The organism is Saccharomonospora azurea NA-128 (assembly GCF_000231055.2).
GTDB lineage: Bacteria > Actinomycetota > Actinomycetes > Mycobacteriales > Pseudonocardiaceae > Saccharomonospora > Saccharomonospora azurea.
Genome location: NZ_CM001466.1, coordinates 3,238,398 through 3,251,233 on the forward strand (window position 1 = coordinate 3,238,398; position 12,836 = coordinate 3,251,233).

The following is a 12,836-nucleotide window of genomic DNA, read 5'->3' on the forward strand; positions in this document are numbered from 1 at the left end:
CAGCTGCCGGCCCGCACGCCGCAGAACTCGGGCGCCTATCCGGCGTCCGGCGGTGCCGAGCCCCCGGCTCGCCCGCCGCTGCCTCCGCGCGGTCAGAGCACGCGATCGGCCCAGCCGCCCGCGAACCCGTCTCCCACGCAGTCGAACCTGACTCCGAGCACGGCGCACAGCACCGGCTACGGCAAGCCGACGACCAACGGCTTCCGCCTGCCGCCGAAGCCGCAGCAGAGCAGCGGTCCGAACCCGGTGCCGCCCGCGGGCGCGGCGCCGAGTGGTTCCACCGGTCCCGGCGGCCCCACACCACCCGCTCCGGGGAAGCCGGCCGGACCGCAGGCACCGCAGGCACCTCAGGCTCCCCAGGCCCCGAAGACGCAGAACCCGCAGGCGCCCGACCCGGCGAGCCGGATGACGGCGACCCGCCGGGTGCCCGCACCGCCTCCTCCCGCGCCGCCGTCGGCGCCCGCGTCGCAGGACGGCCTGTTGGCGGCCCGGCTCGACGGCCTCGAAGCCGAGGAGCAGGAGCAGGCCGCCGCGCCCGCGCCTCCTCAGGGGCCGCCGCAGCGATCGGGCCGGTTCCCGATGCCGCCGCGCCGGCGCAGGCCGCCGCGGGGTGCCCCGGCGCCGGAGCCCGAGCCGCACACCGAGCAGCTGCCCGCCGTCTCCGCGGGATCGGTGGAGAGCGATGCGGAGAAGACCGCGCTGGCCGAGCCGGTGCGTGCCGACGAACCTCCCGCCGGGCTGAGCGGTTGGCCCGGTCGGCGCGGTGACGACCTCGGCGACGCCGACGACTCGTCGGTCGAGGCGACCCAGATCCACCCACCCGCCTCGCTCGACGAGGACGAGGACGACGGCCCGTCGACCGGGTACTACGTTCCGGACTTCGACGACGATGACGACGCTGACGCCACGCGGGTCGGTGGAGCGCTCGACGACGACCCACTCGGCGAAGGCGCCTACGACTCGCGGTACGGCGCCTACGCGGACGACCCCTACGCCGATGACGTCTACGGCGACCCGTACGGCGAGGACGACGACGTTCGCGGCCACCGCGACGGCGACTACGACGACTACGGCGACTACGGCGACGGCGACGCGGTCGGTGACGATGACGACGACAGCGACGAGGCGCGCGGACGCGACGCGAAGGCGCGGGCCGACGGCGATGCCGACGCCGACGACGACGCGGCCGACGAGGGGTCGCCCGCGAAGCAGTGGCTCGTGCTGGCCGGGCAGCTGGCGCTCGGCGTGGCGGGCGGTGCCGGTGTCTGGCTGGGCTTCAACTGGCTCTGGGGCAAACTGCCCGCGGCCGCGTTGATCGCCGCCCTGGTGGTCACCGTCGGGCTCGTGTGGGTCGTCCGCAAGGTCCGCCGGGCGGAGGACACCCAGACCACCGTGCTGGCGCTGCTGGTCGGCCTGGTGGTGACCGTGTCGCCCGCGGCGCTGTTGTTGGTGTCGCGATAGCCGTGCCCGGTCCGGCTGTTCCGGTGGCGCTGTCCACGGCCTCGGTGTGGCCGTTGCGGGCGCAACACGCCTTCGAACTCGCCGCCGAACTCGGCTTCGACGGCGTCGAGGTCATGGTGTGGGTCGATCCCGACAGCCAGAACGTCGACGCCCTGCGCAAGCACAGTCTCGACACCGGTGTGCCCGTGCTGTCGCTGCACTCGCCGTCGCTGCTCATCACCCAGCGCGTGTGGTCGCCGGACCCCGAGGTGCGGCTGCGCCGATCGGTGGAGGCGGCGCTCGAACTGGAGGCGAAGACGGTGGTGGTGCACCCGCCGTTCCGGTGGCAGCGGCGCTACGGCGACCGCTTCGCCGACCTCGTCGCCGAACTGGAGGAGAAGAGCGGCGTGGCGGTCGCGGTCGAGAACATGTTCAAGGTCCGGCCGCCCGGAGGACGTCGCAACGCCCGCGTGTCGGCGTTCCGGCCGTCCATCGACCCGACCGAGGTGGGCTACGCGAACTACACGCTCGACCTGTCGCACACCGCGGCGGCGGGAATGGACGCGCTCGCGCTGGCCGACCGGATGGGTGACGGGCTCGCACACGTGCACCTGGCCGACGGCACCGGCGTGCCGAAGGACGAGCACCTCGTGCCCGGCCGGGGCGACCAGCCGTGCGCGGAGCTGTTGGAGCGCCTGGTGGAACGGGACTACCAGGGCACCGTGGTACTCGAAGTCAACACGCGGGCGGCCCGATACCCCGCCCACCGGGTGGCCGACCTCGCCGAGGCGCTCTTGTTCACCCGTCTCCATCTCGGACAGTGACCGGCAACGTGCGCAGGGACACCATGCCGGAAGTCGATCTCGTCGCGGGTAGGCATGGCTTTCGCGCCTGTGCCCCGTAGAGTTTGCTTCGTGGAGCCGCTGCGATCATCGATTCTCGCCGCCGCCGACAACGACCTGATTCGGCGCGTGGTCGCCACGGCCCCGGGCACCCGGCAGATCGTCGCCCGGTTCGTGCCCGGTGAGACCGTTGCGGACGCTCTGGGGGCCGTCAGGGAGCTCGCGGCCGACGGCCGCTGCGCGACGTTGGACTACCTGGGCGAGTACACCCGCGACGCCGGACTGGTCGAGCAGACGGTCGACACCTACCTGCGGCTGCTCGACGCCCTGTCCGTCGAAGGCCTGTCGGGCAGCGCCGAGGTGAGCGTCAAACTGTCGGCGTTGACCGTGGCCGGCGACGAGGCCCTCGCGGCACGCAATCTGCGGCGCATCTGCGCAGCCGCGGAGGACTGCGGAACCACCGTGACCGTCGACATGGAGGACCACACCACCACCGACGGCACGCTGCGCGTGGTGGGCGAGGCGCGCCGCACCTGGCCGTGGGTGGGTGCCGTGGTCCAGTCCTATCTGACCCGCACGGAGTCGGACGTCGCCGCGTTGGCGCACAAGGGGTCGCGGGTCCGCCTGTGCAAGGGCGCCTACGCCGAGCCGGCCGACGTCGTCCACCCCGACGCCCACGCGGTGGACCTCAGCTACGTGCGCTGTGCCAACCTGCTGTTGGAGGGTGGCGCGTACGCCATGTTCGCGACCCACGACCCCCGTCTGGTCGGGTTGCTGCGGCAGCGCACCCGCTGGTACGGCAGGGAACGAGGCAGCTACGAGTACCAGATGCTGTACGGCGTCCGGCCGGACGAACAGCGCCGACTGGCCGCGGAAGGGGAAACCGTGCGTGTGTACGTGCCGTTCGGGGAACAGTGGTACGGCTACTTGATGCGGAGGCTGGCGGAGCGCCCCGCGAACCTGGCGTTGTTCCTGCGCGCCCTGGCCAGCCGTTCGTGAGCGCCGTCGAATCGGAGCCGCTGCCCTTCGCGGCCGCGTGCGAGGTGCGTTCACTCGGGGACGGGACCTTCACCGCCGATCTCCGGTTGGAGTGGTCCATCGGCCGGCACCCCCATGGCGGGTTCCTGCTCGCGCTCGCAGCGAAGGCCGCCGTCAGGGCGTTGTTCGAGGCGGGCGAGCCGCCCACCGAACCGCTGGCCGTGAGCGCCGAGTTCCTGCACGCGCTCGCGCTGGGTCCGGTGCTGCTGCGCACCGACGTCCGCAAGGCGGGCCGGCGGACGACGGTGGTGGCCGTGAGCATCGAACAACGTGGGCGCAGCTGTGTCGAAGCGCGGGTGACGGCGGGCAGGCTACCGTTGCGGCCCGCCGCGTGGAACGATGCACCCGCCCTGCCACCGGAACCGCCGGCGAGCGCGGTCGCGCTGTCGGGCCGCACCGCCGAGGGCCTGTTCCACCTGGCCAAGGGCTGTGACGTCCGGGTCGACCCGGCCACCGCGGGGTTCCTCGCGGGACGTCGGGACGAGCCGCCGCGGCTGCGGCTGTGGGCGCGGCCGCGTCACTCGGAGCCCGACCCGTTCTTCCTCCTGGTGGCCGGGGATCTGAACCCGCCGGTGGTCTTCAACCTGGGGGCGACGGGGTGGGCGCCGACGGTGCAACTCACGTCGCTGGTGCGGACCCGCCCCCACCCGGGGTGGCTCCGGATCCAGGTCGACTGCCGCGCCGTCCACGAGGGGTGGTTCGACTCCGACGCCGTCGTCGTCGACAGTCACGGCCGCATCGTGTGCCAGGCCCGGCAGCTCGCGTTGGCGCCCCTGCCGTGACGATTCCCTCTCGCGGGGCGCCCGCCTCGGGTCGAGTGCATAGGGTTGGCGCCATGGGAACCATCGCGGTACTGGGTGCGGGCAAGATCGGTGAGGCGCTGCTGTCGGGGCTGCTCAAGAGCGGGCGGGCTCCCGAGGGCCTGCTCTTCACCGAACGCCACCCGGAACGGTCGGCGGAGCTGGAGGCCACGTACGGGATCACCGGCGTGACGGTCGAGGACGCGGCGAAGCGTGCCGACCTGCTCGTGGTGGCGGTGAAGCCGCAGGACATCGAGTCCCTGCTCGACCGCCTGTCGCCGGTGCTGCGACCGGAGACCCTCGTGGTGTCGTTGTGCGCGGGTCTGCCGACGGCCCTGTTCGAGCGCCGGCTGCCCTCCGGCACGCCGGTCGTGCGGGTCATGCCCAACACGCCGATGCTCGTGGGTGAGGCCATGAGCGCCGTGTCGCCGGGCCGCCACGCCGGTCCGGAGCACGTGCGGACCGTCACCGAACTGCTCAGCTGCGTGGGCAAGGTCGTGGAGGTGCCGGAGACGCAGCAGGACGCGGTGACGGCCCTGTCCGGCTCCGGCCCGGCGTACTTCTTCTACCTGGTCGAAGCCATGATCGACGCGGGCATCCTGCTGGGCCTGCCGCGGGCGGTCGCCGAGCAGCTGATCGTGCAGTCCGCCGTCGGCGCGGCCAAGATGCTCGACGAGAGCGAGAGCCACCCGGTCCTGCTCAGGGAAGCCGTGACGTCGCCCGCGGGTACGACGATCAACGCCATCCGCGAGCTCGAGAAGCACGGAGTCCGGGCCGCGCTGCTGGCCGCCATCGAGGCCGCGCGCGACCGCTCTGTCGAGCTCGGCCGCGCCCACGAGGACTGATCTCGCGGGCCGATCGCCCTGACCGCGAGCACGGCACACGCGCGCGGGTGGTGATCGGTGACTTCCCTCCGTCCGAGTTCCCCCTTTCGCCTCGGCAGACGTCGCCGGGCCCCGGTCGGCCCGGCTAGTCTCGGTGGAAGCACGCGCGTGTCGGTACCGCTCGGTGGGGAAGCCGAGCGGCACGGCGCGTGGCAAGGGACACGGTGAATCGCTATGCCGCCGAACAACCACGAGGACGAGTCTGGTGGCCACGTGCACTTTCTGACGGTGGCCGAGGTCGCCGCGCTGATGCGGGTGTCCAAGATGACCGTCTACCGACTCGTGCACTCCGGAGAGCTGCCCGCCGTCCGCGTCGGCAAGTCGTTCCGGGTGCCCGAAGAGGCCGTCCACTCCTACCTCGACAACGCCTACTTCGACGTGGGTTGAGACGTGGGCCAGGCCTCGGCGCGGGAGGGCCACGCACAGCCGCGCGGACGTGCCCGGGTAACCTGAGGAGCCGTTCGCGACCGACCGTTAGGAGCGTGGTGTGGGCTCGGTAATCAAGAAGCGCCGTAAGCGGATGTCGAAGAAGAAGCACCGCAAGCTGCTTCGCCGTACGCGTATGCAGCGCCGCAAGCAGGGTAAGTGAGGCCACAGGCCCGCGGGTGTCGGCACGGCCGCGACGAGGGGATCGTCCGGCGAGGCGTGCGTAGCTCGCCCCGGCACCGAGGTGTCGGGGTAGCATCCGCCCTGGATCATCCAGTCCGGGGGCGCGACTGCGCCTGTCACACGGGGGTCTGATGCCGTCCCACGTCGTCCTCGTCACCGGAGTCTCCGGTGCGCTGGGGGGACGGCTGCTGTCGAGACTGGGTGCGTGTGCCGACGTCGAGCGGGTCGTCGGTGTGGACACCGCGCCGCCCGACTCGGACGTGCTCCACGGCCTCGGCCGGGCGGAGTTCGCTCGGGTCGACATCCGCAATCCTCTGATAGCGAAGATCATGACCTCCGCGAAGGTGGACACGGTGGTCCACGCCGCCCCCACCTGCCACCCCGCGGGCTCGGGTCGCCGTGCGGCGATCAAGGAAGCCAACGTCATCGGCACCATGCGGCTGCTCGCCGCGGGCCAGAACTCGCCGCACGTCCGCAAGGTCGTCGTCACCTCGACGACGGCCGTCTACGGCGCCTCCTCGCGGTCCCAGGCCGTGTTCACCGAGGACGCCGAACTCATCCCCGCCACGGCCACCGGCTACTCGAAGGACGCCGTCGAGCTGGAGGGCTACGTCCGCGGCTTCGCGCGGCGGCGGCCCGACGTGCAGGTGACCACGTTCCGGTTCGCCGACATCGTGGCCCCCGACGTCGACACCGTGTTGCGGAGGTACCTGTCGCTGCCGCTCGTCCCGACCGGGTTCGGTTTCGACGGGCGGTTGCAGTTTCTGCACGCCGACGACGCGCTCGCGGTGTTGGAGCGTGCCGTGACCCGGGACCGGCCGGGCGTCTACAACGTGGCGGGGGCCGGTGTCCTGCCGCTCTCGCAGGCCATCCGGCGGGCGGGTCACCTCGGCGTCGGCCTGCCGAGGATCACCATGGCTCCCGTCGCGACCGCGTTGCGGCTCACCCGCCAGGTGCACGTGTCGGCCGACCTGCTGCGACTGTTGAACTACGGATGCGTGGTCGACACCGGCAGGCTGGAGCGGGAGTTCGGCTACTCGCCGCGGTGGACGACCCGCGAGGCGTTCGACGACGCCGTGGCGGGGCGGCGGGCGACCGCCTGACGAAGGGACGGTGCATCGTGACGGCACGCGGCAGGGCGAAGGTGGTCCCGCTGCGCCCCGACGGGCACGGCGCACGCAGCGGCGACCACGCCGACGGCGGTGACCCCGGTGATGCGGCCCGCGAGCGGTCGAGAGTCGTCCCGCTCCCCGTGCGCGGCGAGTCCGACCAGCGTCTGTCACCGGGCGGGCTGCTCGACTTCGTGCGGCGCAGGGTCAGCGGCGACTACGAGGTCGACGAGTTCGGTTTCGACGCCGAACTGACCGAGAACGTGCTGCTTCCGCTGGTGCGACCGCTGTACGAGCGGTGGTTCCGGGTCACCACGACCGGCGTCGACAACATTCCCGACACGGGTGGCGCGCTGCTGGTGTCGAACCACTCGGGTGTGCTGCCGCTCGACGCCGTGATGACCGCGTTCGCCGTGCACCAGGAGCATCCCGAACGTCGCTTCCTGCGCATGCTGGGCGCGGACCTGGTCTTCGACACCCCGGTGCTCGGTTCGCTCGCGCGTAAGACGGGGCAAACGCTTGCGTGTCACCCCGACGCGGAACGACTGCTGCGGGACGGGCAGCTGGTGGGTGTCTGGCCGGAGGGGTTCAAGGGCATCGGCAAGCCGTTCTCGGCGCGGTACAAGCTCCAGCGTTTCGGGCGGGGCGGGTTCGTGTCGGCGGCGTTGCGGACCTCGGCGCCGATCATCCCGTGCGCCATCGTGGGTGCGGAGGAGATCTACCCGAAGATCGGCGACATCCGGCCGCTGGCGCGGTTGCTGCGCCTGCCGTACTTCCCGGTGACGCCGTTCTTCCCGCTGCTCGGGCCGCTCGGCACGGTGCCGTTGCCGACGAAGTGGTACATCGAGTTCGGCGAGCCCATCCGCACCGACGGCTACGCCGCCGACGCGGACGACGATCAGATGCTGGTGCTGACGCTCACCGACCAGGTGCGCGAGAGCATCCAGAACATGCTCTACCGCAGGCTGGCCCGCCGCCGAGGCATCTTCTCGGGCTGACGCCCAACACCGTGTCCGCGTGCCACGCACGCGTGTCCGCACTTGCCGTACGCGTGTTGGCGACTCCGGTACGGCTCGGTCGTGACGTCAGACCGACGCCGTGTCGCAGCTTGCGGACACGCGTGCAGGAAGTGCGGACACATGTGCGCAGCCTGCGGACACGCGTGCGGGAGGCGCGGACACGGCGTCAGGTTCGGTTGCGGTAAGCGATGCCCGCGGCGACGGCGCCGGCCAGCGCACCGGCGCCCAGCACCGAAGGGACACCGATCTTCGCGGCCTTGCGTCCGGTGCGGAAGTCGCGGATCTCCCACCCGCGGGCGCGGGCGACCTCGCGCAGCCCCGAGTCCGGGTTCACGGCCACGGCGGTGCCGACGACCGACAGCATCGGGACGTCGTTCTGCGAGTCCGAGTACGCCGTGCAGCGCCGCAGGTTGAGGCCCTCCCGGGCGGCGAGCGCACGCACGGCGTGGGCCTTGGCCCTCCCGTGCAGGAGGTCGCCGACCAACCTGCCCGTGTACACGCCGTCCACGTTCTCCGCGACGGTGCCGAGGGCGCCGGTGAGACCGAGCCTGCGGGCGATGATGGCGGCCAGCTCCACCGGCGTGGCGGTGACCAGCCAGACCCGTTGGCCCGCGTCGAGGTGCATCTGCGCCAGTGCTCGGGTGCCTTCCCAGATGCGGTCGGCCATGAGTTCGTCGTAGATCTCCTCGCCGATGGCGACCATCTCGTCGACGGTCCGGCCCGCCACGAACGACAGCGCCTGCTCGCGGCTCGACTGGACGCCCTGGTGGCTTTCCCGTCCGCCGACGCGGAACTTGACCTGTTGCCAGGCGAACCCCGCGAGGTCGGACGTGCTGAAGTACTTGCGCGCCGCCAGACCCCGGGCGAAGTGGAAGATCGACGCGCCCATCATCATCGTGTTGTCGACGTCGAAGAACGCGGCGGCGGTGAGGTCCTGGGGAACGGGGACGCGCTCGACGTCCGGGGTCTCGGGCTCGGCCGCGGGTTCGGCTGTGGCGACCGAGGCGGCTTCCATCGCGACGGCGGCTTCGGCCGACGCCTCTCCCGCCAGCGCGGCGAGCCGCTCGCGTTCCCGCCCCTTACCGCGGCTCCGCCACCGAGACACGTACACCGCCTCCATACGTATGGTCCGCCTCCGGCGCTTGGTCACAGAGTAACGAGCGTGGCGGCGACACCGGAGAGCTATCCGATGGTGACCTCGGGCAATCCGGGCAGCGACGGTGGGATGCTCACGGCGGCGGGCGACGGGGTCGAGTCGGGCAGTCGTGGCCGGTCGACGGGCGACGGTGGGGGCTCGGGCCGCCGCGCCACGGCGGTGTCGTCCAGTGGCGGCCCGGCCGGGGTGTGGGCGGTGGCGACGGCCTGTTCCACGACATCGGTCGTGCCCTCCTCCGCAGCCGGGTGGTGCATCTCGCCGCGCGGTTCGGCCGGGGGCGCTCCGGTGTGCCGCTCCGGTCGCGGCGGCGGTGGGGGCGCGGGGAGGTCCCGGCGCCAGGCCCGGTCCGCCGGGTCCGGGACGCACGTGCTCGTGGCGGGCAGGACGCCGAGGTCGTCGGTGCGGGGCGCGGTGATCTCGTAGCAGGGCATGCGCTCGGACAGCGTCGCGGCGCGTCGTTCGATGCGGTCGAGCAGGGTCACGACGTCCGTTCGCACCGAGGTCGGCAGCTCGTGCGCGGCGTCGGTGAGGCCGACGGACTCGCGCTGGGCCCACGAGGCCAGCGTGGTGAGTCCCCGGCCGTCGGTGCGCGTGGCGAGGGTGGTGAACCGGGAGGCTCCCGCGGTGGCGTGGCGGGTGAAGTCCTCCAGAGCCGTCCGGTAGCGGTCGGTGTCCCGTGCTCCGTGCTCGCCCAGGGCGGTCATCTCGTCGATCCGGCGAGCGGCGTAGGCCAGCCTGCGTGCCGCGTCGTGCTCGGTGTCGAACGTCAGGCCGAGCGTGGCCGCCTCCTCGATGCGTTTGAGCGGGTAGAGCGGTTGGCCGGGCAGTGCGTCGCGGGACAGCGAGAACCCGAGTCCGAGCACGGCCGCGAGCGTGGCGCCGAGGGCGGTGAGCACGGGGACCAGGCGGGGCCGGGAGCGTGTGGGCGGCACGGCGGTGGTCACGCGGCGGGCCATGCGGTCGCGAAGGTCCGGCTCGACCGCCACGGAATCCCCCAGCCTCCGCAGCGCCGCCACGACGGCGAGCTCGGTGTCGAACTCGGCCGTGTCGTCGGTCGGGTCGGTGGGTGAGTCGACGGCGCGGGCGAACCGTTCGTCGTCGCGGCTGCGGGTGCGCAGCCACGCAGTCCTGCCCACCGCGCCCGCCTCCACACCAGTCGCCGTCGTTCGCTGCCGGAGCAACGAGCCACGGTCCGGTGCGGTTACGCCACGTGGCTCACCACACGCCGCGGGGAAGCAGTTTGGCGAGGCGCCGGACAGCGCGGTGCTGGAGGGCCTTCACGGCGCCCTCGTTGCGCTGCATGATCGCGGCCGTCTCCGACACCGAGTATCCCTGGATGAACCGCAGGATGATGCACTCGCGCTGGTCGTCGCCGAGGTCGCCGATGCAGCGCAGCAGCTCGTCGTTGGTCGTCCGGCTGATGACCTGCTGTTCCGGGCCCGGGGGCGCGTCGGAGGTCGTGCCGGGTTCGGCCACGTCGTCGGTGACCACCTCCAGGCGGAAGCGGCTGGATTTCACGTGGTCGAACACGAGGTTGCGGGCGATGGTGGTGAACCACGCGCCCACGTCGCGTCCCTGGTAGGAGATCGACGTGATGCGGCGGAGTGCGCGCAGGAAGGTCTCGCTGGTGACGTCCTCGGCGAGGTGGCGGTCCCCGACGCGGAGGAGGACGTACCGGAACACGCCGTCGACGTGGCGGTCGTACAGCGTCGCGAAGGCGGTGGTGTCGCCCCGCTGGGCGGCGCGCACCAGCTCCCAGTTCTCGGCCACGGTCGGATCGGCGGGCTGGGGCCGAGGGGAACTCCGTCTCGCCCCGACCAGCGCCGAGGGTGCTGGACCTGCAGCAACAGCGATCGGCATGCTCACGTGTCGCACCTCCTCCGGGCCCGTTCCCGGCCTCCGCGTGATCATCGCCACTACGTCGCCCGATGGAGCATACGTGTTGTTACCGCCAAGTAGGTAGTGGTGTTCTTGTTGCGAATCGGAGACGGCTCCGGTTCGTGTCCGCGTCGCGCTCCCGCGCTGGGACACTCTGGGGATGGGAAAGGGGCAGGTTGTGACGGGTGAGAGCAGCAACGTCGCCGACCTCGTGGCCGAGGCCGCACGGACTCGGCCGGACACGCTCGCGTTGATCGACACCGCGACCGAGGTCACTCGCACCTGGAGCGAGATCGAGCTCGCCGTACGGGCCACGGCCCTGCGGCTGCGCGAGGCGGGAGTCGTGCCCGGCGATCGGGTGGCGGTGCGACTACCGACGTCGTCGGCGTTCGTCGTCGCCTTCTACGCCGCCTTGCGGGCGGGTGCGATCGCCGTGCCCCTCAACCCGTACGACCCGGAGCCCGCCACGATCCTCGATCACAGCGGGGCACGCGTCGTCCTGACCGCCCGGCCGGTGGAGACCGCCGACGTCCCGGTGACGTCGGTCGAGCCGGTGCTCGACGCCACCGCGTCGCCTGGAGGCAGTGCCGGAGACCTCGCGCCGGGGCGGGGCGGCGAGGACCTCGCCGCGCTGCTGTACACGTCCGGCACGACGGGCTCGCCGCGCGGGGTGATGCTCTCGCACCGGGCCCTGCTCGCCAACGTCACGCAGCTGAGATCGGTCACGCCCTCGCCGGTGGAGCCGTCCGACCGCGTGTTCGTGGCGGTGCCGATGCACCACGTGTACGCGCTCGGGTGCGGATTGTTGACCGCGACGGCGGCGGGGGCCACCGTGGTCACAGCGCCCCGGTTCGAGGTGCGTACCGCGCTGTCGGACTGCCTGTACCACCGGGTCACCGTGGTGCTCGGGGTGCCGGGGATGTACGTCGAGATGGCCGCTCGGCCCGCCGACGAGCTGGGCGAACACCTCTCGACGGTGCGGCTGCTGCTGTCGGGCGCGGCTCCACTGCGACCCAAGGTGCTGGCCGACATCCGGGCCGCGACGGGACTGCCGGTGTTCGAGGGGTACGGCCTGACGGAGGCCTCCCCGGTGGTCACGTCGACGCTCGTGACCGGCTACGCCAAACCCGGTTCGGTCGGCAGGCCGCTGCCGGGCGTGGAGGTGGCGCTGGTGGACAGCGACGGCAGCGCGGGTGGCGCGGCGCCGGACCCGGACGACCCCGACGACACGTTCGACGACGCCGACGGCACCGGGCTGGTGGCCGTCCGGGGCGCCAACCTCTTCTCGGGTTACTGGCCCGACGGCGCCCACGGGCCCGACGCGAACGGCTGGTTCCGCACCGGTGACGTCGGCTACGTCGACACCGACGGCGACCTCCACCTCGTCGACCGTGCGGGCGACCTCGTGCTGGTCAACGGGTTCAACGTGTACCCGCACGAGGTCGAGGGCGTGATCTGCGAGTTGCCGCAGGTTCGCGAGGTGGCGGTGGTCGGCGTCCTCGACGAGCGCAGCGGCGAGGCGGTCAAGGCGGTGATCGTGCCCGAACCGGGGGCGGCACTGTCCGAGCAGCAGGTGATCGATCACTGCGCCGCGCGATTGGCCGGCTACAAGGTGCCCAAGGTGGTGACGTTCGCCGACGTGCTGCCGTACTCGCCGACGGGCAAGGTTCGCCGGGTCGGCCTCCGCGACGTCGAGGTGCTGCGTCAGGATGGGGAGCATGCCTGAGTCCCAACACACCGTCGTGGTGATGACGCGCGCCGGCTGTTCGGCGTGCGAGCGCGCGGAGCAGGACGTGGAGCGGATCTGTGGCGAGCTCGGAGTGGCGTGGTCGACGGCCGACGTGGACACCGACCCGGAGTGGCGCGCCGAGTACGGCGACCGGGTGCCGGTGATCCTCGTGGACGACGTCGAGCACGGGTACTGGTCGGTGGACGAGGACCGCCTGCGGGCCGCGCTGTCGGAGTGACCCCCGACGACCCCGTCGACGGTCGTTCAGCGGTCGATGTGGCCTGCGTCAACGTCCCCACCAGCCGCTTTGTGCCTACGTTCACAAGTTGGCT

General features: G+C 72.2%; 14 protein-coding genes. 11 read left to right on the forward strand and 3 right to left on the reverse strand.

Going from position 1 to position 12,836, the window contains the following annotated elements; translation table 11 throughout:
- The 9 genes from SACAZDRAFT_RS23405 to SACAZDRAFT_RS14815 form a co-directional block, all read left to right on the forward strand.
- Window positions 1–1,461 (forward strand): hypothetical protein (locus SACAZDRAFT_RS23405; RefSeq protein ID WP_005442998.1); only part of this gene is annotated, 1,461 nt, incomplete at its 5' end.
- Between the two features lie 2 nt (window positions 1,462–1,463).
- A complete protein-coding gene (locus SACAZDRAFT_RS14785; protein WP_005443006.1) occupies window positions 1,464–2,264 on the forward strand; it encodes a sugar phosphate isomerase/epimerase family protein in 801 nt (266 codons plus the stop codon).
- Between the two features lie 90 nt (window positions 2,265–2,354).
- A complete protein-coding gene (locus SACAZDRAFT_RS14790) occupies window positions 2,355–3,281 on the forward strand; it encodes a proline dehydrogenase family protein (protein ID WP_005443007.1) in 927 nt (308 codons plus the stop codon).
- The gene (locus SACAZDRAFT_RS14795; RefSeq protein WP_005443008.1) at window positions 3,278–4,102 is read left to right on the forward strand and encodes a thioesterase family protein; all 825 of its coding nucleotides are present in this window, start codon (window positions 3,278–3,280) and stop codon (window positions 4,100–4,102) included. Before SACAZDRAFT_RS14790 ends, SACAZDRAFT_RS14795 begins: the two co-directional genes overlap by 4 nt.
- 53 nt (window positions 4,103–4,155) lie before the next feature.
- Complete coding sequence (gene proC, locus SACAZDRAFT_RS14800) at window positions 4,156–4,965, forward strand: pyrroline-5-carboxylate reductase (protein ID WP_005443009.1); 810 nt, start codon at window positions 4,156–4,158, stop codon at window positions 4,963–4,965.
- A 213-nt stretch (window positions 4,966–5,178) separates the two neighbouring features.
- Window positions 5,179–5,391 (forward strand): helix-turn-helix domain-containing protein, encoded by a 213-nt coding sequence (locus SACAZDRAFT_RS14805; RefSeq protein WP_005443010.1) that lies wholly within the window; start codon window positions 5,179–5,181, stop codon window positions 5,389–5,391.
- A 100-nt stretch (window positions 5,392–5,491) separates the two neighbouring features.
- Entirely contained in the window at window positions 5,492–5,593 is a 102-nt protein-coding gene (locus tag SACAZDRAFT_RS22540) for a 30S ribosomal protein bS22 (RefSeq protein WP_017986394.1), read from the forward strand.
- 151 nt (window positions 5,594–5,744) lie between these two features.
- On the forward strand, window positions 5,745–6,716 hold the full coding sequence (locus SACAZDRAFT_RS14810; protein ID WP_005443013.1) for an NAD-dependent epimerase/dehydratase family protein: 972 nt from the start codon (window positions 5,745–5,747) through the stop codon (window positions 6,714–6,716).
- A 17-nt stretch (window positions 6,717–6,733) separates the two neighbouring features.
- On the forward strand, window positions 6,734–7,720 hold the full coding sequence (locus tag SACAZDRAFT_RS14815; protein WP_005443014.1) for a lysophospholipid acyltransferase family protein: 987 nt from the start codon (window positions 6,734–6,736) through the stop codon (window positions 7,718–7,720).
- Window positions 7,721–7,907: 187 nt separating this feature from the next.
- Here the strand turns inward: SACAZDRAFT_RS14815 and SACAZDRAFT_RS14820 are convergent, their stop codons facing one another.
- From SACAZDRAFT_RS14820 to SACAZDRAFT_RS14830, 3 genes are all read right to left on the reverse strand, one after another.
- Window positions 7,908–8,861 carry an HAD family hydrolase gene (locus tag SACAZDRAFT_RS14820; RefSeq protein WP_005443015.1) on the reverse strand — a complete coding sequence of 318 codons (954 nt, stop codon included), beginning with the start codon at window positions 8,859–8,861 and terminating at the stop codon, window positions 7,908–7,910.
- 62 nt (window positions 8,862–8,923) lie between these two features.
- Entirely contained in the window at window positions 8,924–10,033 is a 1,110-nt protein-coding gene (locus tag SACAZDRAFT_RS14825) for a DUF5667 domain-containing protein (RefSeq protein ID WP_005443016.1), read from the reverse strand.
- Window positions 10,034–10,112: 79 nt separating this feature from the next.
- Entirely contained in the window at window positions 10,113–10,763 is a 651-nt protein-coding gene (locus SACAZDRAFT_RS14830) for a sigma-70 family RNA polymerase sigma factor (protein ID WP_037295310.1), read from the reverse strand.
- Between the two features lie 172 nt (window positions 10,764–10,935).
- On the opposite strand from SACAZDRAFT_RS14830, the gene SACAZDRAFT_RS14835 reads away from it, so the two are divergent.
- Both SACAZDRAFT_RS14835 and SACAZDRAFT_RS14840 read left to right on the forward strand, forming a co-directional pair.
- The gene (locus SACAZDRAFT_RS14835) at window positions 10,936–12,501 is read left to right on the forward strand and encodes an AMP-binding protein (RefSeq protein WP_005443017.1); all 1,566 of its coding nucleotides are present in this window, start codon (window positions 10,936–10,938) and stop codon (window positions 12,499–12,501) included.
- On the forward strand, window positions 12,494–12,742 hold the full coding sequence (locus SACAZDRAFT_RS14840; RefSeq protein WP_005443020.1) for a glutaredoxin family protein: 249 nt from the start codon (window positions 12,494–12,496) through the stop codon (window positions 12,740–12,742). The genes SACAZDRAFT_RS14835 and SACAZDRAFT_RS14840 overlap by 8 nt, the downstream gene beginning before the upstream one ends.
- Window positions 12,743–12,836: the final 94 nt, after the last annotated feature.